This is a genomic window from Brevibacterium oceani, from assembly GCF_013623835.1.
Classification (GTDB): domain Bacteria; phylum Actinomycetota; class Actinomycetes; order Actinomycetales; family Brevibacteriaceae; genus Brevibacterium; species Brevibacterium oceani.
Genome location: NZ_JABKDE010000004.1, coordinates 1 through 23,503, shown reverse-complemented (window position 1 = coordinate 23,503; position 23,503 = coordinate 1). Strand labels below are relative to the sequence as shown.

Genomic DNA, 23,503 nt, shown 5'->3' with positions numbered 1-23,503 from the left:
CCCGCCGCAGGCGCCGTGCCAGCGTCCGCAGGCGCAGTGCCGACTGCGCAGTCACAGCTTGAGAGCAGTCACAGTTTGATGGCGACGGTCTTCGTCTGGGTGTACTCATCAAGGGCTTCGATGGACTTCTCACGCCCGTACCCGGACTTCTTGAACCCGCCGAAGGGCAACTCGACTCCCCCACCGGCGCCGTAGGTGTTGACGAAGATCTGCCCGGCCTCGACCTCGGCGGCGAGTCGGTGGGCCCGGGAGATGTCCTTGGTCCACAGCGCAGTGACCAGCCCGTAGTCGGTGCCGTTGGCCAGCGCCACCGCCTCGTCGTCGTCCCCGAACGGCATCGTCACGACGACGGGGCCGAAGACCTCCTCCTGTGCGATCCGCGAGCGCGGGTCGACCGAATCGACGAGAGTGGGGGTGATGAAGGCACCCGCGGCGAGGTCGTCGGCCAGTCCCTCGGGGCGCGTGCCCCCGGTGACGATCTGCCCGACCCCGGCCCCAGCGGAGCCCACAGACCCGGACCCGGCAGCGCCCGACCCGGCCCCCGCCTCGGCGAGGAACCCGGCGACGCGGTCGTGCTGCTTGGCCGAGATCAGGGGTCCGAGCATCGGGTCGTCGAGGCCGTAGCCGATGGTCACCTGGTTCATCGCCGCGGCCATCTTCTCGACGACCTCGGCGTGAACATCGCGGTGTACGAGCAGCCGGGATCCGGCCGAACAGGTCTGCCCGGCGTTCTGGATGATCGACCGCAGCAGGGACGGCACGGCCGCATCGATGTCGGCATCGGGAAAGACGATGTTCGCGGACTTCCCGCCGAGCTCGAGCACTGTCGGAATGACCCGGTCGGCGGCGGCATGGGCGATGGACGATCCGGTCTGCGTCGACCCGACGAAGCCGAGGTGTGCGATTCCCGGGTGTGCTGCGAGTGCCGCCCCCGCCTCGGCGCCGAGGCCGGTGACGACGTTGAACGCACCGGTCGGGAACCCGACCGAATGGATGAGTTCGGCCAGGCGGACGGTCGAACGCGGCGTCTCGTCGGCGGGTTTCGCCACGGCGCAGTTGCCCGTGGCCAAAGAGGTCGCGGCGGCGCGGCCGATGAGCTGCAGCGGGTAGTTCCAGGCGACGATGTGCCCGGTCACCCCGTAGGGTTCGCGCCGGGTGTAGACGTGCATGTCGTCGGCCATCGGGATCGCGTGGCCGTAGTAGGACTCGATGGTGTGGCCGTAGAACTCGAAGTAGCGGGCGCAGACGTCGACGTCCGCATAAGCCTGGGTGAGTGGTTTGCCGGTGTCCTCGGACTCGAGCCGTGCGAGGTCGTCGCGGTGTTCGGTGATGACGGCGGCGGTGGCCACGAGCAGCCGCGAACGCTGTTCCGGGCTCGACTTCCGCCATTCCCGCTGCGCCCGCGCCGCTGCCTTGACCGCACGATCGACCTCGTCGGCGCCGCCGCGAGAGACATCGCCGAGGAGGCCGCCGGTCGCCGGGTCGATGTCGGGGTAGGTGATGAGCGAGGGCACGTGCCGCCCGCCGATGAAGGATGTGGTCTGGGTGATCTGTGCGCTCATCGCCGGTCCTCGAGTTCTGCCGTGGTGAAGAGGGGGAGGTGGTCGCCGAGGTCGGCCCGGGTTCCCGAGGCATCGATCCGGCCCGCCGCGAGTGCCGCGGCGAAGTCGGTGCGTCCGGTGACGAGTTCGAGCCACACCTCGGCGGAGGTCTCGACGACGTTCGGCGGGGTGCCGCGTGTGTGCCGCGGACCCGCAATGCACTGCGTGACCCCGAACGGCGGGACCCGGACCTCGACGCTGTTGCCTTCGGCGCGAGCGGCGAGCTCCTCGAGGGTGAAACGGACGGCCGTGGCGGTCGTCGACCGATCGGCCGGGGCGGCGTCGAGCGCGCCGTGCGCCACCCACATCTCCAGTGCGCTGCGCCCCTGATCGGGGTCGATCCTTCTGCGAATCGCCATCAGTTTCTCTTCCTCTCACTGATCTCGGCAACATCTTCCCCGAGCGCCAGCCGCCCGACAACGCTCGTCCGCCCCTCGGAATCCGTGCCGCCGGTGACCGGTTCCGCGATCGCGGCGATCGTCGCAGCGGGTTCTTCCGCCGAGACGGCCCCGCGGTCACCGTCGAAGGCACTGTCGAAGGCGCCGGCCCGGTCGAGCAGGGTGAGTGCGACGAGCCCGGTGGCCCGGGAGGACCCGTCGAGGCACTTGAGCGCCACCGAGTACCCGGACTTCGTTGCCATGACGATGACTCCCTCGGCCCCGCCCTTGGCGAAGACGCCGAGTCGCTCGATGACCGTGGTATTCGGTCGTCCGTGGCCTTCAATCGCCCACGTGTCCGCGAAGACCGCGTCCATGAGCGTCCGGGCTTCGGACTCGTAGGTGCTCCACTCCCGCCCCGGCTCCCCCGCCTTCGCCGAGGCGGGTCCTCCGTCGCCGCGCCCGCCTGCGTCGGCAACCGCACCGAGCCGCGCACTGCCCATGCGCACCACGCGCCCGATTGCTCGTGCCAGACCGACCAGGCTGAGCGCGAACACGGGTGCCCCGCAGCCGTCGACCCCGACCGCGGCCGGGGTCTCGGAGGCAAAGGTTTCGACCACCTCGGCGACCCGAGTCTGCACGGGATGGTCGGGCGAAAGGTAGGAGTCGGTGTCCGCACCGATCGCGCGGGCGGCCATGAGGAAGGCGGTGTGTTTGCCGGAGCAGTTGAAGTACAGCGGCGAACGCGGGTCCGTTTCGGCCTCGCCCGCAGCGCGCAGCCGGTCCTGGAGCTGACGGCGGAAGGCTCCGTCGGCCGGGTGGGCCGCCGGGCACTGCAGGTCATCGACGCTCAAGTCCGCGGAATCGAGCATGGACGACACCACTTCGACGTGCGCGGCTTCGGACTTGTGCGACGCCGTGGCCAGGACCGCAGCCGGACCGGTCAGCTGCGCGCCGAGGCTCATCGCCGCGATCGCCTGCAGCGGCTTGAGACTCGACCGGGTGAACACGGGAGCCTCGGGGGCACCCAGCCGGATCACGGGTGCACCGTGGGGGTCGAGGACCACAGCGGATCCGATGTGCCGGGATTCGATGACACCGGAACGGATGACGACGGCGAGCTCGGCGGCCTGCGCGGGAGTGAAAGTCGAGAGGGTCACGCGTTCAAGCCTACGACCCTTTAGGCTGGTGGCGTGAAGGTTCTTGTCATCGGTTCGGGCTCCCGTGAACACGCCCTCGTCCTCGCTCTCTCGCGCGACCCGCAGGTCGACGCCGTCATCGCCGCTCCCGGCAATCCCGGAATCGCGCAGATCGCCCACACCGAGGCCGTCGATGCCTCCGATGCGGCCGCCGTGACCGCGCTGGCCGAGTCCCTCGACGTCGACCTCGTCGTCATCGGCCCCGAGGCGCCGCTGGTCGCCGGCGTCGCCGATGCCCTGCGCGAGGCGTCGTTCCCCGTCTTCGGTCCCAGCGCCGAGGCGGCCCACCTCGAAGGGTCGAAGGCGTTTGCGAAGGAGGTCATGGAGTCCGCGAATGTGCCGACCGCGCGCGCCCAGGTGGCCTACTCCCCCGACGAGGCGGCCGCCGCTCTGCGCGAATTCGGCGCCCCGCACGTGGTCAAGGCCGACGGTCTGGCTGCGGGCAAGGGCGTCGTCGTCACCGACGACTTCGATGCGGCGCTGGAACATGCGAGCTCGTGCCTCGAGGTCTCCGACCGGGTCGTCATCGAGGACTACCTCGACGGGCCCGAAGTCTCCCTGTTCGTCCTCTGCGACGGCGCGCACACTCTTCCCCTGGCGCCCGCTCAGGACTTCAAACGCATCGGCGATGGCGACACCGGCCCGAACACCGGCGGCATGGGTGCCTATTCGCCGCTGCCGTGGCTGCCCGCCGGCACCGTCGACGAGATCGTATCGAAAGTCGCACAGCCGGTCGTCGACGAGATGGCCCGCCGCGGCACCCCGTTCACCGGGCTGCTCTACTGCGGACTCGCACTGACGTCGAAGGGGCTGCGCGTCGTCGAGTTCAATGTCCGCTTCGGCGACCCGGAGACCCAGTCCGTGCTCGCCAGGCTGAACAGCCCCCTGGGGCAGACGATGCTCGCCGCGGCCGAGGGCCGACTCGACGAGGTGGGTTCGCTCGAGTGGGATCCGCGCACCTCGGTGACGGTCGTCATGGCAGCGGAGAACTACCCGGGCACGCCGAGCACCGGGGACATCATCCGCGGACTCGACACCGTCGCGAACCTGCCCGACATCAGCGTTCTGCATGCGGGCACGAAGCTCGCTACCGGCCCCAGCGGAGGGTTCGCCCCCGAAGATGCGGTGATCACGAAGGACATCGCCGAAACCGGTGACATCGTCACCTCCGGCGGTCGTGTGCTCTCCGTCGTGTCGCTGGGCACCGATCTGCATGAGGCACGCGCAAAGGCCTACGCCGCCGTCGATGAGATCAAATGGGACGGTGAGCAGCACCGCACCGACATCGCCGAGGCGGCCGCGCGCGGTGCCATCGCGCTCGCCGACATCTACCCCGCCCCCGAGGCGAGCGCACCCGCACCGGCCACGGCATCGAATGCAACGACCACGGCCGCCTCGGCGGACTCTTCGGCTCCATCTGCGGCCGGCCTCAAGACCGTCGCCCCCGAACTGCCGGGCTGGACGCACGTCTATTCGGGCAAGGTCCGCGATCTCTACATTCCCGCGGATGCCGCCGACGCCGCCTCGGCGGACCGACTGCTGATGGTCGCCTCCGACCGGATCTCCGCGTATGACTGGGTACTCGACTCCGAGATCCCGGACAAGGGCAAGGTGCTCACGGGCCTGAGCCTGTGGTGGTTCGATCAGCTCGCCGAGGTCATCGGCAACCACGTCATCAGCTCCGATGTCCCCGAGGCCGTGCGCGGTCGCGGTCTCATCGTAGAGAACCTGACCATGCTGCCCGTCGAGTGCGTCGCCCGCGGATACCTCACCGGTTCAGGCATGGCCGACTACCAGGCCACCGGGTCGGTGTGCGGCATTCGCCTGCCGGCGGGTCTCGTCGAGGCCGACCGGCTCGAACCGCCCATCTTCACCCCGGCGACGAAGGCCGAGCTCGGTGACCATGATGAGAACGTCAGCCTCGAACAGATCGCGGAGACGGTCGGGGACGGGACCGCCTCGGTGATCCGCGATCTCACGATCGAGATCTATCAGCGCGCCGAGCAGGTCGCTCGCGAGCGCGGCATCATCCTTGCGGACACGAAGTTCGAGTTCGGTACCCTGGCCGACGGCACGATCGTGCTCGGCGACGAGGTGCTCACCCCGGATTCCTCCCGGTTCTGGGATGCCGAGAGCTATCAGGCGGGTCAGATGCAGGAGAGCTTCGACAAGCAGTTCGTCCGCGACTGGCTGACCCAGGAGTCCGGCTGGGACAAGTCCTCGGACACGCCGCCTCCGGCCCTGCCCGCCGAAGTGATCGAGAAGACCCGCGCCCGTTACATCGAGGCCTTCGAAAAGCTCACCGGGGAGACCTTCCCCGGCTGAGCCGCCCCGGCCGCAGCTGACCGCTCCTCCCCGCGGCGCTCCCCGGCCGCAACACCCTCTGCGACGCCCACCGACGAACCGGCCCACTCTACGCCGAACAGCCCACTGAAAATCTTGGGCCGTTCAACGCAGAGTGGGCCGCTTTGCTGTCGTTGCCGACCTCGGCACGCAGCACACCCCTCCCCGAAGCCATCTCCCTATCCTGCGAATATCGTAGTGTGAGACACCGATCCAGCATTGTCAGTAACAGACATTGCGCTTTCCGGCATTCGCAGATAATTCCTGCGACGAAATCAGTGGAATCACGGCACGACATCCGTTAGAGTGTCGTCTGGTGACGCAGGACACACCCGGTTCTCCGTCACTCGCAGCGACACGAACCGGTAACGGCTGTAGACGGGATCTTGCGGTCCCGACTCTCCGAGCCGACAATGACATCCAGCAAGGAGCGGACGCCGCGCATCTGCCCTTATCACGTCGACGCAGTCGGGAGGCAGCAGTGGACCCAGTGGACCTCGATATCCTCGATGTCACCATCTTCGACGGGCACGCGATTCGGCCCGAGAATCGTGTGAGCATTCGCTCGGGCCGCATCGCCGAGATCGGCACCGGTCCCGCAGCCTCTCCCGCCGGCCGCACCATCACCGCCGCCGGGCGCCTGCTCACCCCCGGTTTCGTCGACGCCCACGTGCACACGGCCTTCGGCGGTCAGGAGTCCCTGGCCTGCGACGTCAGCGGCGCCGACGGACTCGCCGATGCCCTGGACACGATCCGCCGCTTCGCCGCCGACACCCCGGCAGACAGCTCGCCGGCCTGGATCACCGGCGGCGGGTGGTCGATGGCCGACTTCCCCGGCGGCAACCCGACTGCACAGATCCTCGACGGCGTCACGCCCGACCGCCCCACCATCCTGCTCAGCGCCGACCATCATTCGGCCTGGGTGAACACAGCAGCCCTGGCGATCTCCGGCGTCGACTCCGAGACTCCGAACCCGGAGGGCGGGATCATCGTCCGTGACGACTCGGGCGCACCGACCGGATGCCTGCACGAAGCGGCTATCGACCTCGTCTCCGCTCACGTTCCGCCCGCCGATGTGGAGGCCGTGCGGGCCGGTCTGCTCGCCGGCCAGGATTATCTCAGCGCTCTCGGCGTCACGGCCTGGATGGACGCCATCGTCGGCGATTACGGCGGTCACCGTGACCCCTTCGACACCTACGTCCGCGCGGACGAGACCCACGACCTGCGCTCCGAAGCAGTCGGCAGCCTGTGGTGGCCGCGCGGCGTCGAGGACATCGACGCCGAGGTGGCCCGCCTCCGCGACCGACGCCGCACCGACGGACGCTTCCGCACCACCTCGGTGAAGTTCATGCTCGATGGCATCGTCGAGTCGCAGACGGCGGCGATGAGGGCCGAATACACGTGCACCTGCGGCGGATACGGCACGAACTACTTCACCCGCGACCACCTCGAGGCATCCTTCGCCGCCCTCGACGCGGCCGGCTTCGACATCCACTGCCACGCGATCGGCGACGCCGCGGTGAAAGCCGCCCTCGACGCGTTCGAGGCGATCGGTGCGAACCCGAACGACGGGCGTCGCCATCACATCGCCCACGTCCAGGTCGTCGACCCCGCCGATGTTCCCCGTTTCGCCGAACTCGGGATCACCGCGAACCTGCAGGCGCTGTGGGCCTGCTTCGATCAGCAGATGATCGACCTCAACATTCCGGTCCTCGGCCCCGAACGCACCGCGTGGCTCTACCCTTTCGGCTCCTTCGCTAGCACCGGCGCACACCTGGCGATGGGATCGGACTGGCCTGTGTCGACGGCAAACCCCTGGGAGGCCATCCATGTCGCCGCCAACCGCTCACACCCGGCCGCCGCGGACACCGCACCGCTGCTGCCCGACGAAGCCCTCGACCTGATCACCGCGCTGCGCGCGTACACGGCGGGATCCGCTCACCTCCTGCGCTCTGACACGAACGGGCACATCCGCCTCGGCGAGCGGGCGAACCTCGCTCTGGCGAGTGCGAATCCCTTCACACTCGCCCCCGGTGAGATCTCGACGATCACGAACACGCTGACCATCGTCGACGGCCGCATTGCCTTCGAAGCGGCGTCCCCACCCGATGCCACCGCGCCACCGGCTCCGTCCGACACCGCCGCGCCACCGCCGAACACCCCGCCTGCTGCCCCGCACGTCGTACCGCCTGCCTCGACCGAAAGGCCATCATGACCACCACAGCCGCCACCGAGACGACACCGTCCACCGGACTCGACCACCTCGAGATCCGAGGGGTGAAGAAGGTCTTCGGCGACAACACCGCCATCGAACGCCTCGACCTCACCGTGCACAAGGGCGAGTTCCTCTCCCTGCTCGGCCCCTCCGGCTGCGGCAAGACCACCCTGCTGCGAATGATCGCCGGCTTCGAGACCCCAACCGACGGTGCGATCCTGCTCGCCGGCCGCGACATCGTCTCCCTTCCGCCGCACCGCAGGCCGGTCAACACGGTCTTCCAGTCCTACCTGCTCTTCCCCCACATGAACATCGCCGACAACATCGCCTACGGGCTCAAACAGGCGAAGGTGCCCAAACCCGAGATCGCCCAGCGAGTCCGCGAGGTCCTCGCCCTCGTCCAGATGGAGGACTTCGCCGGACGCAAGCCCGAGCAGCTCTCCGGGGGCCAGCAGCAGCGCATCGCCCTGGCCCGCGCGCTGGTCAACCGCCCGCAGGTCCTGCTCCTCGACGAACCGATGTCGGCCCTCGACCGCAAGCTGCGCGAGGAGATGCAGCTCGAACTCAAACGGCTGCACACGAAGCTCGACACGACCTTCGTCTTCGTCACCCACGACCAGGACGAGGCACTGGCCATGAGCGACCGCATCGTCGTTATGTACAACGGCGTGATCCAGCAGATCGGCAGCGGCGAGGACATCTACGCGAATCCGCACAACGGGTTCGTCGCCGGCTTCATAGGCAAACAGAACTTCGTCCCTGCCGAGACGGTCGGCACCGAGTCCGGCACCGCTCGCCTGCGCACGGCGAACGCGATCATGGAGACCACATCACTGGACCGCCGCCCCGCCTCTGCGACAGGAACCGCCGGGACCCTCACGGTCGGCGAGCGGGTGCGGGCGGCTATCCGGCCCGAACGCATGCGAGTGGCCCCGGCCGCACAGGAGAGACCGGGAACGAACTCCGCCCGCGGGACGGTGATGTCCGTGTCGTTCCTCGGCGACGTCATCCAGTACATGATCGTCGTCGGTGACAACGATGAGATCCTCGCTCGTGTACCCGCGGCCGGCAATGAGCTGCTGGCCTCCGGCACCGAGGTGGATCTCAGCTGGGAGGCCGAGGACGTGGCCGTCTACGACTGCGAAGACGGAGTGCCCAGCGCCGAGGACGGTGTCTGAGATGGTGCGAGAACGAGCCGACGTGACGTTCCTGGCCCCCCGCGGCGCCTCGAAGAGGCTGAGCCGGCGCGCACTGTTGGCCGGATTCGGGGTTGTTGGCCTGGGGGCGCTGTCCGCCTGCGGACGGACCACGAAGATGGCGGAGTCCCCGCCCACGGACGGGACATTGGAGTCGAAGCTCAATCTCTACTCCTGGGGCGACTATGACAACCCTGAGCTCATCGCAGCGTTCAAACAGCAGAACGATGTGCTCGTCCAAGTCGACTCCTACGGGTCGAACGAAGAGCTCATCGCAAAACTCTCGACCTCACGTGGAACCTCGGGTTACGACGTGGTGGTGCCGACGGGATCGAATATTCCGCAGATGCTCGAACACGAGCTGCTCCAGGAACTCGACCTCAGCCTCATCCCGAACTTCAGCCACATGGATCCGAACTTCACGAACCAGTACTTCGATCCCGACAACAGCTACTCGATCTGCAAGGCGTGGGGGACCACCGGCTACATCTACGACACGACCAAGATCGACCGATCGATGACGAGCTGGCAGGACTTCATCGACGCCGCTCAGAAGGAGGCCGCCGGCACCACCTCGCTCCTCGAAGACCCGTGGGAAGTCAGCGCGATCGCCTTGGCGGCACTCGGCTACAGCCTCAACACGGAAGATGAGCAGGAGCTCGAGAAGGCACGCAGCGTCGTCGTCGACCAGCTTGCACCGAACACAAAGGCCTACATCGGCAACGTCGCCACCGGCATGATCCAGGGAAGCTTCACGCTCCTGCAGGCCTTCAACGGGGATGCCAGACAGGGCCTGTCCGAAGTCAAGAATCCCGAAGACTGGACATACGTCTTCCCGACGCCTTCGGCGAACCTGTGGACGGACTGCTGGGCGATCGCCACGGGCGCCCCGCACCCGGATTCCGCGCACGCGTTCATCAACCACATGATCTCCCCGGACACCGCGATCGAACAGCTCGACTACATCGGGTACCCGATCGGCACGAAAGGGTTGGCGGAACAGGCGGAGGAGGCCGACATCGACGAGCGCGATCTCATCTTCCCCACCCAGGAGGTGCTCGACCGGCTCGAACCGAGCAAGCAGACCCCGGCCGACCAGATCCGCACGAAGATCTTCGCCGACGCCCAAGCAAGGAGTGGAGCATGAGCACGCAGGCAGCTCGACCTACACCACCGGTGAACAGGAGTGCGAACACCGGCCAGACGAAGGAGAAGGAGAAGAGACCCGGCGGTCTCTCGTCAAGGTTCTTCGGAGCCTCGGCGATGTCGTTTCCCACCTGGGCCTACGCGCTCTTCTTCTTCGTCATTCCGGTGGCCCTGGTCATCTTCTACAGCTTCGGCTACAAGCCGGACCAGTTCACTGCCATCGCCACGGACCATCTGTCCTTCGACCGATACCCGGAGGCGATGTCGGCGAGCTTCGTCTCGACGTTCTTCGCCACCCTGCGGATCTCACTGTTCGGCACCTTCCTGTGCCTGATCATCGCTCTGCCCTTCGCCTACTGGCTGGCGATCAAGGTCTCCCCGGCCCGGCGGTCGCTTGCCCTGGCACTCGTCATGGTGCCGTTCTGGACGAACTTCCTCGTACGCACCCTGGGGTGGCAGATCATGCTCTCACCCGATGGCTTCCTCTCCCAGTGGATGCAGGGACTCGGGATCCTCGACGGGCCACTCGACATCCTCTACACACGATCCGCTGTGCAGATCGGCGTCGTCTACAACTACCTGCCGTTGATGATCCTCCCGCTCTTCGTCGCCATCGATGCCTCCGGGCAGAAACTGCGCGAAGCCAGCTATGACCTCGGTGCGGGGAAAGTGAAGACCTTCCTCCGGGTGACCCTGCCGATGGCTATGCCCGGGGTCGTCTCCGGCTGTCTGCTCGTCTTCATCCCGCTCAACGGCGACTACGTCACCGCGACCGTGCTCGGCGGGGCAAGCGGCTCCATGGTCGGACAGCTCATCGCCAACCAGTTCAACACCGCCCAGAACTGGGCAGTGGGAGCGGCCATGGCGATGATCCTCATCGTCTCCACGTTGGTCGTCGTCGGCCTCGGATTCACTCTGCTCAAGCTCGGGCAGACGATCACTGCCAGACTCAACAGCGTGCCGCTGAAAGACGGGAGGGCCTGAGATGTCACGGAAGAACACATTCGCCCGACGGACTCCGACAGACATCGGACTCCACATCTGGGGCATACTCGTCTTCGCCTATCTCTTCATTCCGATCGCGGTGATCATCGCCTACTCGTTCAACAACGGCAAGGTGCTCGCGAACTTCCGCGGTTTCGGGCTCGACGCCTACATCTCCGGACTCAACAACGACGTCATCATCTCCTCCATCGTCACCAGCCTCCAGGCCGCGGTGGGAGCGGCGATCGTCTCCACGGTCTTCGGGACGCTGGGCGGGGTGGCTCTGGCCAGGGCACCGAAGGGAGCATGGTGGGCGCTCGGCCTCACGGCGATCCTCGGACTGACCCTGGTCACCCCCGAGATCGTCGACGGCATCTCGTTCCTGCCGTGGTTCGTCACGGTCGGCGTCGACTGGGGCATCACTCCGCTCAACAACGGCCTGGTCAGGCTGATCATCTCCCATGCGATGTTCTCGATGGCGATCGTCACCTTCATCGTCCGTGCCCGCCTGGCCGGCATCGACACCCAACTCGAGGATGCCGCGGCCGACCTCGGGGCGAGTCCGTGGAAACGCTTCAAAGACATCACGCTGCCGATCGCAGCCCCCGGCATCCTCGCCGGTGCGCTGATGTCGTTCACGGTCAGTCTCGACAACACGATCCTCTCCAGCTTCGTCCAGCAGCCCGGGTACACGCCGTGGCCGGTCTACATCTTCTCCGCCGTGCGCGTGGCCCTACGCCCCGAAGTCGCAGCGATGTCGACCGTGATGTTCCTGCTCACCCTTCTGGCTCTCGCCTTCGTCGGCTTCGTGCTGCGCAAGGCGGGCGGAAGCTCGACGGAGATCATCAAGACCATGGCCGGGTGAGCGTCGTTTCAGGCGCGCCCGCCCCAGCTGCTGACGAATCTCTCAGCGGACCAGCTCAGACACTCATGCTCCAAACCCACATGCCCGCGGGCAGAAAGAGAAGTGACATGGACGTCAACGCCGCTTTGGCCGACGCCTCGACCGTGCCGTTCTGGCTCGACACCGAAGAGCGCCCACAGCCGCTCCCGCCGCTGACTCGAGACATCGAGGCCGATCTCCTCATCGTCGGCGGAGGATTCACCGGCCTGTGGACGGCTCTTCAAGCCAAGGAACGCGACCCCAAGCGACATGTGGTCCTGCTCGAAGCGAACTCGACCGGATGGGCCGCCTCGGGGCGCAACGGAGGCTTCTGCGCCGCCAGCCTCACACACGGCTACGACAATGGGCAGGCCCACCTGCCCACGGAGAACGAACGCCTGGCCCAACTCGGCAGGGAGAACCTCGACGCGATCGCGGCGGCCGTGGACCGCTACGGCATGGACTGCGAGTTCGAACGCACCGGCGAACTCGATGTCGCGACCGAGGACTATCAGGTCGCGGCGCTGCGGGAGGCCCACGACCCCGCAGCGGGTTTCATCTTCTACGACCAGCAGGAGCTGGCGCAGATCGTGAAGTCACCGACCTATAAGGGAGCCCTGTGGGAGTCCCGAGAAGTCGCAATGGTCAACCCCGCGAAGCTGTGCTGGGAGCTGCTGCGCGTGATCCGCGACCTCGGTGTCGAAGTCTACGAAGGCACGAAAGTCACCGACCTCAGCGACCGGCGCTCCACCGTCCTGGTCACGACGGAGGTGACTGGTCAGGCTCTCAGTGGTTCGCGGGCGTCTGCCCGAAGCACTGTCAGCGCTGCGCACGTGGCACTGGCGACGAACGTGTTTCCCTCGCTGCTCAAGCGGGTGAGCCTGCATACGGTGCCCGTCTACGACTATGCGCTCATGACCGAGCCTCTGACGCCGGCTCAGCTGGAGGCGATCGGCTGGCAGGGGCGCCAGGGAATCGGCGACTGCGCGAACCGCTTCCACTACTACCGGCTGAGCGCCGACAACCGGATCCTCTTCGGCGGCTGGGACGCCGTCTATCATTTCGGGCGGCAGATCTCGTGGAAGTACGACCAGCGACCCGAGACCTTCGAGACCCTGGCCGAGCACTTCTTCGCCACCTTCCCGCAGCTCGAGGGGCTGCGGTTCACGCACAAGTGGGGTGGGCCGATCGACACCTGCTCGCGGTTCTTCTCGTTCTTCACCAGCGCGTATGGGAAGAAGGTGGCGATGGCGGCGGGCTTCACCGGACTCGGCGTCGGCGCCTCCCGCTTCGCCGGCACCGTCATGCTCGATCTGCTCTCCGGGGAGTCGACGGAGCTCACCGAGCTCGAGATGGTGCGCCGACTGCCCCTGCCGTTCCCACCCGAACCCGCCGCGTGGTTGGGGATCAGGATGACGACGCAGGCGCTGATCAAGGCCGATGAGAACGAGGGCAGGCGCGGCCCGCTGCTCAAGGTCCTCGACGCCGTGGGCATGGGCTTCGACTCCTGAGACAGTGGCCCTTGGCACCGGGCGTGCTTGATAGACTTTGGGCGAGCACGGGAGGAACTCCCGAACACTTTCACAAAGGAGCAGTACACGCATGGCACGTGTCGTCGTTGAGGTGATGCCCAAACCCGAGATCCTTGACCCACAGGGCAAGGCGATCTCCGGCGGACTGACTCGCCTCGGCTTCACCGGGTTCGGTGAGGTCCGTCAGGGCAAGCGGTTCGAACTCGAAGTGGAGGGCGACGCCACCGAGGAAGTCCTCGCCCAGGCGCGCGAAGCCGCCGAGAAGCTCCTGTCCAACCCGGTCATCGAGAACGTCGTCGCCGTGCGTGTGGCCGAGGACGCATCGTGACCGCTGTGGCCACCGATCCCACCATCGCCGAGGCGGGGGCTGAGACCGGAGTCTCGATCGGTGTCGTCACCTTCCCGGGAACGCTTGATGACCGTGACGCCGCCCGCGCGGTGCGCCTGGCAGGAGCGAAACCGGTCAACCTGTGGCATGCGGATTCGACGCTGAGCGGTGTCGACGCGGTCATTCTGCCCGGTGGGTTCTCCTACGGTGACTATCTGCGGTGCGGAGCGATCGCCGGCTTCGCCCCGATCATGGAGTCCGTCGTGGCTGCGGCGAACGTCGGACTGCCGGTGCTCGGTATCTGCAACGGCTTCCAGATCCTCTGCGAGTCCCATCTGCTGCCCGGTGCGCTCATCCGCAACGACCACCAGCACTTCATCTGCCGCGACCAGGATCTCCTCGTCGAGAACGCGGACACCGCTTGGACCGGCGACTATGAGCAGGGCCAGACGATCCGAATTCCGCTGAAGAACGGTGAAGGCGGTTACGTCGCCACCGACGAGGTGCTCGACGAGCTCGAGTCCACCGGTCGAGTGGTCTTCCGCTATCAGGGCGGCAATCCCAACGGCTCGTTGCGCGACATCGCCGGAATCACGAACGAAGCGGGCAACGTGGTCGGGCTGATGCCGCACCCTGAGCACGCGGTCGAAGCAGGATTCGGCCCCGAGGACGGCACCGGCATCGACGGTCAGGGCTTCTTCTCCTCCGCGGTGCGCACGCTCGTCGCCAGGGGCTGAGCGCGCGTCGGGGCCCCGAGTCTCGGATTCACTCCGAGCTCGGGGCCCGATCTGCATGTGGAGCGCACGCCGTCGGGCCGAGAGGATTCACCGACCCGACGGGGCACCGGCTACGTTCAGCCCCTGTTCTTCCGACGTGCCAGGACGATTGCTGCGGCACCGCCGAGGATGAGCAGGGCCCCCGCGGTCAGTCCGGTGAGCTCGGCACCGGTGCGCGGCATCGACCCGCTGTCGCCGGCGTTGCCGGATTCGTCCGAGCCGCCGCTCGAGCCTCCGGATCCATCGCCGGTGACGACGAACTTCCCATTCATGGCCTGCTCCATGCAGACCGCGGTCACCTTGTATGTGCCGACGTAAGCACCGGGGTCACTGTCGAGCCCGTAGACCTGGACAGCGGCGGCACCGTTGTCCTCGGCCTCGGCCGTCTGATCGTAGAGCTTTTCGCTGGGGTCATGGCCCCAGACCTGGAAGTTCACATCAGCACCCGGTTCACACTCGGTCACGGTGAGGTTCACGCCTTTGTCCCGGTTGATGAAGTCCTCACCGGACAGCTTCTCCGGATCGACCGAGAGCTTCGGATCGACGACGCCGCCGTCATCGGTCACGGAGAAGGTCGTCTCGGCGCTCTTGTCACCGCAGGAGGCCGTGACGAGGAATTCGTCGGCCCAGCCGGCTCCTCCTTCTTCCGGAGTGAACTGAACGGATCCGGCCGCATCTTCTCCGGCCCTCTGAGTCTCTTTCCAGACCTCGGTGTCGGGATCCCGTTTGGTGCTCACCCGGAACGTCACATCGGAATCTGCGCGGCAGTCGACCAGGGTGATGTTGACACCGTTCTTGAGGAAGTCGCTCAGCGCCTGACTCTTCGGGGTGACGCTGAGATCAGCGTCGGCATTGTCGCCGTCTTCGGTCACGGAGAAGGGTGAGTCGGCGCTCTGGTCACCACAGGTGGCCGTGGCGAAGTAGTCACCCACCCAAGCGTCTCCCCCGGTTCCCGGGAGGAAGGTCATGAGGGATGTGCCGTCCTCATCGGCCTTCTGTGTGTCCTCCCAGTAGAACTGGTCAGGGTCGTCGGTGTTGTGGATCTCGAACTTCACATCCTGTCCGGGCTCGCAGTTCGACATCGTCATGGCCACACCGTTGCTGAGGAAATCGTCGACGCCTGAGGACTTCGGCGAAACACTCAGTGCTGCGGCCCCGCCATCATCGGCGATGATCTTCACACTGCCGGAGTATGTCTTTGACTCGGCTCCCTCGCGGGCGACGGTCACGGTGATGTCGAGTGTGGCGCCTTCCTTCAGTTCGGTATTGCCGCGCAGCTCTGACTTGAACGTTCCGTCGCTGTCGACGGTGTGTGCACCGCCCTCACCCGGTTCAGCGGTCACGATGTCCCCGGCTTTGAGACCGGTGACGGTGTACGGAATCGCCTCGGCCGCCTCCTCGACGGTCATCTCCTTCTTGTCGAGGGAGAACGAGGCATCGATCGGCGTCGAGTCCGTCGGTTCGTCGGTGTTCTCGTCCGGATCGGACGGTTCTTCGTCGTCACCGGATTTCGTGGAATTCTCATCATCTCCCGGGCCGGTGCTCTCGTCGCCTTGACCCGGATCCGATGCGCCTTCACCGTCGGTGGGGTCTGAAGGCTCCGGAGATCCGCTGGCCGGCGAGCCCGTGTCGTCGTTCCCGGCTTCGCCGGCGGCGTGGATGTCCGCCGCTTGCCGAGCCGTGCTGTCATCTGCCTGTGCGGCGCCTTGACCCCACCCTCCGATGGAGAGTGCGAGAGCGAACGTTGCTGCCATTGCCAACCGTTTCATGATGTTCCTTCCAGAGGTCTGGCCGGTGTCCGTTTTCAGTTGTGCCAAGGACCCTACTCAGACGATCGGGAAGGCACGACTTTTGGTCATTTCGGTCATGACAGAAGTGATATCCGCGTATTGCCGAATGTATATCGCATCGCAACATCTGATTGCAGACGGCCCGCGTGATGCTTGTCGTCTGATTCGGATGATTGACCTCTGACCAGCACAACCGTCGGTCCGAGCCGCCTCATCGCGCGGTCCGGGCCGTATGACATATCCTTTGATTTCGGCATTCTCGGCTGAAAAAGTGTTATCCGCGCTTTCTGCTTGAGGCGCGTTTTCGGGGCTGAATATGCCGCGGGTCCCCGTACCTGAGCTCGGGGACCCGCGGTCGAAATGTCGGCCTGCGACGACTATGCCGGCCGCGTCGGATCGTCGTTCGCCGAACCTGCCGAAGAACTGTCCGACGTTTCTGCCGTTGGTCCGGCGGAGTCACGCGTGTCGTCGCCACCGCCGTCGGCCGGACCGTCCTCTCCAGCGTCCCCATCGGCGATCCCGGAGTCCTCGACCACAGCGCCGGCCGCGGTCTCGGCCAGCACCTCGGCGGTGAACTGCTCCTCGGCGTCCTCCCCGCGGAACTGCGACGTGTACAGCCGGTGGTAGGCGCCCTCGGCGGCGAGCAGATCCTCATGGCTGCCGTGTTCGACGATGGCACCGTTCTCCATCACGAGGATGGTGTCGGCGTCGCGGATCGTCGACAGCCGGTGGGCGATGACGAAGGACGTCCGATCCGTGCGCAGGGCCGCCATCGCCTGCTGCACGAGCACCTCGGTGCGGGTATCGACCGAGGACGTCGCCTCGTCGAGGATGAGCAGGGAGGGATCCGCGAGGAATGCCCTCGCAATGGTGATCAGCTGACGTTCGCCTGCCGAGACGCTGCCTCCATCGGAGTCGATGACGGTGTCGTAGCCGTCGGGCAGCTGCCTGACGAATCGGTCGACCATCGTCGCCTTGGCCGCGGCGCCGACTTCCTCATCGGTGGCGCTCAGTCGGCCGTAGCGGATGTTGTCGGCGATCGAGCCTTCGAACAGCCACGCATCCTGGAGCACCATGCCCACGTGAGAGCGCAGGTCGGCGCGGCTGAGGTCACGGGTGTCGATGCCGTCGAGGAAGATCGCACCGCCGGTGATCTCGTATAAGCGCATGACGAGGTTGACCAGGGTGGTCTTGCCGGCCCCGGTCGGTCCGACGATCGCCACGGTGTGGCCGGGTTCGGCGGTGAAGGACACCTTCTCGATGAGCGGCGTCTCCGGGGTGTAGCGGAAGCTGACCTCAGAGAATTCGACCTTGCCCGGGGTCCGCGGAGGAAGCGTCTGGCTCACCTCGTCGGGATCCTCTTCTTCGGCGTCGAGGAGTTCGAACGTCCGCTCGGCCGAGGCGACGCCGGACTGGAGCATGTTGGCGACTCCTGCCATCTCGGAGATCGGCTGGGAGAACTCACGCGAGTACTGGATGAACGCGGTCGCATCGCCGAGTGTCATCTGCCCCGTGGCGACCTTGAGCCCGCCGGCGACAGCGATGAGGACGTAGCTCAAGTACGACACGAACTGCATCGAGGGCATGATCATGCCGGAGACGAACTGTGCCCCGGCCGAGGCCTTGTACAGCGATTCGTTGCGGCGGTCGAACTCTTCGAGCATCACTTCGCCGCGACCGAAGGCGCGGACGATGTCGAGACCGGAGAACGACTCCTCGACGTGGCCGTTGACCTCTCCGGTGTGCTTCCACTGGGCCTTGAACAGCTTCTGCGACCGGGTGCCGATGACTCCGGCGATGATCGCCGACAGCGGCAGGGCGATGAGCGCGAGCAGCGCGAGCTGCCACGACACGACGAACATCATCACGCCGATGCCGATGATCGTCAGCGCCGACTGCACGAGCTGCGAGAACGCCTGCTGCAGGGCCTGCTGGATGTTGTCGACGTCGTTGGTCACCCGCGACATCACGTCGCCGCGCTGCCGGGTGTCGAAGTACCGCAGCGGCAGGCGGTTGATCTTGCGTTCGATGTCCTCACGCAGTCGGTAGACCACGCGCATGACCAGTGCGTTGAGGATGTAGCCCTGCGCCCACATGAGCATCGAGGCCACGAGGTACATGAGGAGGACGATGATGATGATCTGTCCGAGCGCAGTGAAGTCGATGCCCTGTCCGGGCACCACGTCGGCGGTGGCGAGCATATCGGCGAAGTCGTCACGTCTATGCGCACGAGCACCGGCGATGATGTCGTCGATGTTCGCACCCGCTGGAAGCTGGGCGCCGATGACTCCGGAGTAGACGACGTCCATGGCCTTGCCGAGGACCTTCGGAGCGATGACGGTGAGGACCACGGAGCCGACGACGAGTGCGACGACGTTGAACAGTCCCAGCTTCTCGCGGGACATGAGCCCGAACAGCCGTTTCACCGACGGCCAGAAGTGCTTGGCCTTGCGCGGTGGCGTGCCGCCTGCGGCTTCGAGATCGTCTCCGGTGGGGATGTATTCGTCGTCGGCAGTCACGACGGCTTCGGTCGAGGTGTCGTTCGCCATGTCAGTTCACCTCTTCCGTCGTCAGCTGGGATTCGACGATTTCCCGATACGTCGGGTTGGTCTCGGCGAGATCCTCATGGGTGCCGCGCCCGACGATCTTTCCGGCTTCGAGGACGATGATCTGGTCAGCGCTGCGGATCGTCGAGACGCGCTGCGCGACGACGATGACGGTGGCATCGCCGGTGGATTCGTCGAGCGCTGCGCGCAGCCGTGAGTCCGTGGCGACGTCGAGGGCGGAGAAGGAGTCGTCGAAGACGTAGATCTGCGGTCTCACGGTCAGTGCCCGGGCGATGCACAGTCGCTGCCGCTGTCCGCCCGAATAGTTCGTGCCGCCCTGGGCGACCCGCTCGTCGAGCCGGTGTTCCTTCTCGGCGACGAAGTCATCGGCCTGGGCGATGCGCAACGCCTCCCACAGCTCCGCCTCGGTGGCGTCCTCATTGCCGAAGCGCAGGTTGGACGCGATCGTGCCGGAGAACAGGTAGGGCTTCTGCGGGACCAGCCCGATCAGCTGCGAGAGCTGCCGACGGTTGAACTCGCTGACGGGGATGCCGTCGATGAGCACCTGACCGTCCTGCGGGTCGATGAGTCGGGGGACGAGGTTGACGATCGTCGACTTGCCGGCGCCGGTGGAACCGATGATCGCGGTCGTCGTGCCCGGACGGGCGGTGAAGTCCAGTCCCTCGAGGACGGGCACCTCGGCGCCCGGATAGCCGAAGGTGACGTTGCGGAACTCGAGTTCGCCTCGGCGCGGGATCTCGTCGACCCCGGCGGGAATGGTCATGGTCGAACGGGCGTCGAGGATCTCCGCGATGCGCTCGGCGCACACGACGGCACGCGGAATCATCATCATCATGAACACGCCCATCATCACCGCCACGAGGATCTGCAGAAGGTACTGCAGGAACGCCGTCAGAGAGCCGACCTCCATCTGTCCGGCATCCACGCGGTGACCGCCGAACCACAGCACGGCCGCGGTCGCGAGGTGGAGGATCATCATGATCGCGGGGAACATGAGGACGAAGAGGTTGCCGACCTTGACCGAGGTCTCGGTCAGGGCACGGTTGGCGTCGGCGTAGCGGTCGGTTTCGAAGGGTTCCCGGACGAAGGCGCGGATGACGCGGATGCCGGTGATCTGCTCGCGGAGGACTCCGTTGATGTCGTCGACCTGGCCCTGCATGCGCCGGAACAGCGGCATGAGGAGGTAGACGAGGATGGCGACGACGACGAAGAGGACAGGCACGGAGACCCATACGAGCCACGACAGGCCGACGTCTTCGCGCAGGGCCATGATGATGCCGCCGATGCACATGATCGGGGTCGAGACCATGAAGTTCAGGGTCATGAGCACGAGCATCTGCACCTGCTGCACGTCGTTGGTGTTGCGGGTGATGAGGGTGGCGGAGCCGAACTTTCCGACCTCGAGCATCGACAGATCGTCGACCTGACGATAGATGGCCCTGCGGAGGTCGCGCCCGACTCCCATGCCGGTCTTGGCGCCGAAGTAGATCGCGGTGATGGCGGTGATGACCTGGACGAAGCAGACGAGCAGCATCCGCATTCCCGTCGACCAGATGAAGTCGGTGTCGCCCTCGGCGACGCCTTCGTCGATGATTCGGGCGTTGAGGCTCGGCAGGTAGAGCGCCGCGATCGTCGAGGCCAGCTGCAGGATCACGACGAGGACGATGAACGGCCAGTAGGCTTTGGCGTATTTCAGGGACAGGCGGAGTAGGGCCACGATGTGAGTCCTGTGTGATGAGTGACTGATGATGGAGCCGTGAGAGGCGCAAAGCGCAACAGAGTACTCTACACGCGTTCTCCCTTCTTTGAAAGACATCTGATCTCTCCACTCCACCACGCGGCACTGACACAGCCCTGCGCCCCTGATTCTCCGCACCGCCAACGTGCCCCGTCAGAACGCCGACGTACGCGTCTCACCGCGTGCCTCCTCGATTCTCGCCCGCGCCCGCCTAGGCTTGAGACCATGAGCACAACTCTGCAGGACCTGGTCAACCACGCCGTCTTCTACTCCACGGAGGTGCAGACGCACTTCGGTGGGCTCATCGCCGACGCCGAATGGGAAGTCGACTTCACCGCGGACCCGCACCTGACGTTCACCGCGGACGGAGACGTCGTCCTGCGCGGGCGCCCGCACCTGCTCGGGTCCGAGTCGAGCCGGGACACGACCTGGCTGTGGGGTTGGGAGAATGTCAACGACTTCCCCGATTCCGTGGTCGGCCTCTCCCACGACGTCCGCAAGTTCGGCGCCGCCGAGGAGGTCCCGGAGCTCACGACCGCCGAGCTCGACCTCGACGAGGAGTTGGCGCTGCGCCTGACCCTGGCGGCGAAGGAGGCCACCGGCAAGTGGGCCCACTATCCGGCCGAGGCAGGTGCCGGCACGACGGTGTGGCTCCTCGTCGATGCCCCCGAGATCGCCCTGCCCGAACCTCAGGTCAAGGTCTCGGTGCGCGCGCTCATGCAGGGCCTGACGCAGACGACGGTGAGCGACCACCGTGCGGCCATCGAATCCTATGTGGGCAAGCGCGGAATCCCCGTGCATCAGCTGCCCTACGGTGGGCTGCGGATGCTCTTCGCCGACGGGTCCGCGGACCTGTCCTTCGACGAGGAGCGCCGCATCTCCAATTGCGATATGAACACGCCCCTCGAGGGCGAGGCCGCTGAACAGTTCGCCGCCGCATCGTCTGGCACCCCCGCCGAGGCTGCTTCCGCTCCCGGCGCAACGACCGCAGGTGCGCCGATCCCCCGGACGGCAGCCGCCGCGACTTCGGAGCCGTCCGCAACCGAGACACCGACCACCCCCGCCGAGGCGACTTCCCCGACCCGAGCGGGCGCACCGACTGGGGACAGTGCTCAGACCAGTGCGGGCGCTGCCTCCGGAGCCGATACGACGAGAACCGATGCCGCGGCTGCCGGCACGACTGCAGACGAAGCTGCCGACGAGGAGACAGCGGCTGCCTCGGCGCAGGCGACACCCACAGGGAAGGCGTCTGCGGACGTCGATGCCCCGGGTGCAGATGAACCCGAGTCAGCTGCCGACAACGAAGCACCGGTTGAGTCCCGGTCCGAATCCGGTACCGCAGATCAGCAGGAGCCGACGGACGATTCGGCCAAGGACGGCAAGCCGAAGAAGAAGGGACTGTTCTCCAAGCTCTTCGGACGCTGAGTCCGCGACAGGCCTGTCAGCGGTTGATCGGCGTATCCGGACCCCAGCGGAATCCTCGGTCGAAGAGGAATCGGCGTTCGGCATCGCTGCTGAGGGTCAGTTCCGTGTCTCCGGTGCGCAGTGAGAATTGCCCTTCGCCGATCTTATCGGCGGTGAATTCGAGCGATCCGGAGTAGTCGCGCATCAGGCCCTGAGCTCCTTTCCGGATCGGGAAGAGCTTGACGGCGATCCTGTTTTTATCGACCGTGTAGGTACCGTCCTGGTAGTCGCCGTTGTCGAAGCGAATGCTCATGCGTTTCGTGTCTTCACCGATCTGCCCGAAGGCGACTTGGGTGATGTCGTCGGTCGTGTGGTCTGTGCCCTTGATCGCGGTTGCCTTGCCGGCCGTTTCGGCAGCATAGACCCCGGAGATCTCGGCGGGGTCTCCGGGGCGGCCCCAGTTGAGACCGATGCCGACAGCGCACCCGCTGCCGACGATGATGATGACGGCGAGGATCGGTGAGGCCCACCGGGTGATTCCAGCGAAGATGCGGTTGTGGGAGATGACCCCGCCGATCGCGGGTCCTGTCGCTCGACCGAGGACGAATCGAACGACACGCGGAACATTGGGGATGAGCAGGACGAGGCCGGCCAGCGCCATCGCTCCCGAGAGCTGTTTGACGGGGACGTCGAAGGTGAGATTGAGGAGAAAGACGATGCTCATGTCCATGGCGGCGATGAGTGCGCCGAGCCAGGCTGTGCGGCGGAACAGCAGGAGGACCACCGCGATGAGCTCCGCTGCACCAGCCAGTGCCTGCACGGTCGGTGAGAAAGCCATGAACCGCCAGAGCAGTCCCATCGGACTCATCTCTCCGTATTGCACGAGGGCGTCGGCGGAGTCCGCGTATCCCATCTGGGTGTGGAAGACCTTCGTCCACGCGTAGGGCAGGAGCGCGATGGCCAGGGCCAGGCGCAGAAGCCAGTGAAGAGCCCATACAGCACCGACCCAGCGGGGTCGCGCTGACGGTGCGCTCGAAGAGGATCTGGAGGCGGAGGCGGGCTGAGCGTCGGTAGAGTTCTGGCCGTCGGAACTGTTGTGGGCTCCGGAAGAATTCCGGGCGGCCTCCCCGGGCACTCCCGGAACGTTCTGCCGGCTGTCTTTGGTATTTGTCGAATCTGATGAAGACATGGTTCATACGCTACCGACAAGATGCCCTGCCTGTAGTGTGGTCTTCCCGCCACTCGAGGTCGAGAAGCCCTGTCGTTCAGACTGCATTCTCGTCGTTCAAGGCGCACCGCTTCTATGGTCGACAACCCGGTGAATACAGGAAAGGCCCCACCCAACACCACACGTCAGACAGGACCACACAAAGAAGAAGAGGGAGCCTGCCGAAACAGACTCCCTCCACCAAAAAATATTGCGG

At 66.1% G+C, this 23,503-nt stretch carries 17 protein-coding genes; 10 read left to right on the top strand and 7 right to left on the bottom strand.

Annotated elements, in window-relative coordinates:
- Window positions 1–68: 68 nt before the first annotated feature.
- The 3 genes from HK401_RS09535 to HK401_RS09525 are packed head-to-tail and all read right to left on the bottom strand — an operon-like array spanning window position 69 to window position 3,138.
- Window positions 69–1,562, bottom strand: coding sequence for an aldehyde dehydrogenase family protein (locus HK401_RS09535; protein ID WP_181274445.1), 1,494 nt, complete (start codon window positions 1,560–1,562; stop codon window positions 69–71).
- Window positions 1,559–1,960: a sterol carrier family protein gene (locus tag HK401_RS09530; RefSeq protein ID WP_166969885.1), complete on the bottom strand. Its 402-nt coding sequence runs from the start codon at window positions 1,958–1,960 to the stop codon at window positions 1,559–1,561. The genes HK401_RS09535 and HK401_RS09530 overlap by 4 nt, the downstream gene beginning before the upstream one ends.
- Window positions 1,960–3,138, bottom strand: coding sequence for an asparaginase (locus HK401_RS09525; RefSeq protein ID WP_181274444.1), 1,179 nt, complete (start codon window positions 3,136–3,138; stop codon window positions 1,960–1,962). Before HK401_RS09525 ends, HK401_RS09530 begins: the two co-directional genes overlap by 1 nt.
- A gap of 33 nt (window positions 3,139–3,171) precedes the next feature.
- Between HK401_RS09525 and purD the strand changes: the two genes are divergently transcribed.
- The 9 genes from purD (at window position 3,172) to purQ (ending at window position 14,541) form a co-directional block, all read left to right on the top strand.
- Entirely contained in the window at window positions 3,172–5,502 is a 2,331-nt protein-coding gene (purD, locus tag HK401_RS21040) for a phosphoribosylamine--glycine ligase (RefSeq protein ID WP_181274443.1), read from the top strand.
- Window positions 5,503–6,001: 499 nt separating this feature from the next.
- Window positions 6,002–7,735, top strand: coding sequence for an amidohydrolase (locus HK401_RS09515; RefSeq protein ID WP_309135953.1), 1,734 nt, complete (start codon window positions 6,002–6,004; stop codon window positions 7,733–7,735).
- The gene (locus HK401_RS09510; protein ID WP_181274442.1) at window positions 7,732–8,913 is read left to right on the top strand and encodes an ABC transporter ATP-binding protein; all 1,182 of its coding nucleotides are present in this window, start codon (window positions 7,732–7,734) and stop codon (window positions 8,911–8,913) included. The genes HK401_RS09515 and HK401_RS09510 overlap by 4 nt, the downstream gene beginning before the upstream one ends.
- 22 nt (window positions 8,914–8,935) lie before the next feature.
- On the top strand, window positions 8,936–10,078 hold the full coding sequence (locus HK401_RS09505; protein ID WP_309135952.1) for a polyamine ABC transporter substrate-binding protein: 1,143 nt from the start codon (window positions 8,936–8,938) through the stop codon (window positions 10,076–10,078).
- Window positions 10,075–11,061, top strand: a complete 987-nt coding sequence (locus HK401_RS09500; protein ID WP_181274440.1) for an ABC transporter permease — start codon at window positions 10,075–10,077, stop codon at window positions 11,059–11,061. Before HK401_RS09505 ends, HK401_RS09500 begins: the two co-directional genes overlap by 4 nt.
- Before the next feature lies 1 nt (window position 11,062).
- The gene (locus tag HK401_RS09495) at window positions 11,063–11,926 is read left to right on the top strand and encodes an ABC transporter permease (protein WP_181274439.1); all 864 of its coding nucleotides are present in this window, start codon (window positions 11,063–11,065) and stop codon (window positions 11,924–11,926) included.
- 107 nt (window positions 11,927–12,033) lie between these two features.
- Window positions 12,034–13,455 (top strand): NAD(P)/FAD-dependent oxidoreductase, encoded by a 1,422-nt coding sequence (locus HK401_RS09490; protein ID WP_181274438.1) that lies wholly within the window; start codon window positions 12,034–12,036, stop codon window positions 13,453–13,455.
- A 91-nt stretch (window positions 13,456–13,546) separates the two neighbouring features.
- Window positions 13,547–13,804 carry a phosphoribosylformylglycinamidine synthase subunit PurS gene (gene purS, locus HK401_RS09485; RefSeq protein ID WP_181274437.1) on the top strand — a complete coding sequence of 86 codons (258 nt, stop codon included), beginning with the start codon at window positions 13,547–13,549 and terminating at the stop codon, window positions 13,802–13,804.
- Complete coding sequence (gene purQ / locus HK401_RS09480) at window positions 13,801–14,541, top strand: phosphoribosylformylglycinamidine synthase subunit PurQ (RefSeq protein ID WP_181274436.1); 741 nt, start codon at window positions 13,801–13,803, stop codon at window positions 14,539–14,541. The genes purS and purQ overlap by 4 nt, the downstream gene beginning before the upstream one ends.
- A gap of 116 nt (window positions 14,542–14,657) precedes the next feature.
- Here purQ and HK401_RS09475 read toward each other — a convergent pair whose 3' ends face one another.
- The 3 genes from HK401_RS09475 to HK401_RS09465 form a co-directional block, all read right to left on the bottom strand.
- Entirely contained in the window at window positions 14,658–16,349 is a 1,692-nt protein-coding gene (locus HK401_RS09475; RefSeq protein WP_181274435.1) for an LPXTG cell wall anchor domain-containing protein, read from the bottom strand.
- A 398-nt stretch (window positions 16,350–16,747) separates the two neighbouring features.
- Window positions 16,748–18,919: an ABC transporter ATP-binding protein gene (locus tag HK401_RS09470; protein WP_181274434.1), complete on the bottom strand. Its 2,172-nt coding sequence runs from the start codon at window positions 18,917–18,919 to the stop codon at window positions 16,748–16,750.
- Window position 18,920: 1 nt separating this feature from the next.
- Window positions 18,921–20,654, bottom strand: a complete 1,734-nt coding sequence (locus HK401_RS09465; protein WP_181274433.1) for an ABC transporter ATP-binding protein — start codon at window positions 20,652–20,654, stop codon at window positions 18,921–18,923.
- Window positions 20,655–20,900: 246 nt separating this feature from the next.
- On the opposite strand from HK401_RS09465, the gene HK401_RS09460 reads away from it, so the two are divergent.
- Window positions 20,901–22,100 (top strand): DUF6882 domain-containing protein, encoded by a 1,200-nt coding sequence (locus HK401_RS09460; RefSeq protein ID WP_181274432.1) that lies wholly within the window; start codon window positions 20,901–20,903, stop codon window positions 22,098–22,100.
- Window positions 22,101–22,116: 16 nt separating this feature from the next.
- Here HK401_RS09460 and HK401_RS09455 read toward each other — a convergent pair whose 3' ends face one another.
- Window positions 22,117–23,268, bottom strand: coding sequence for a DoxX family protein (locus HK401_RS09455; RefSeq protein ID WP_258234132.1), 1,152 nt, complete (start codon window positions 23,266–23,268; stop codon window positions 22,117–22,119).
- Window positions 23,269–23,503 lie beyond the last annotated feature (235 nt).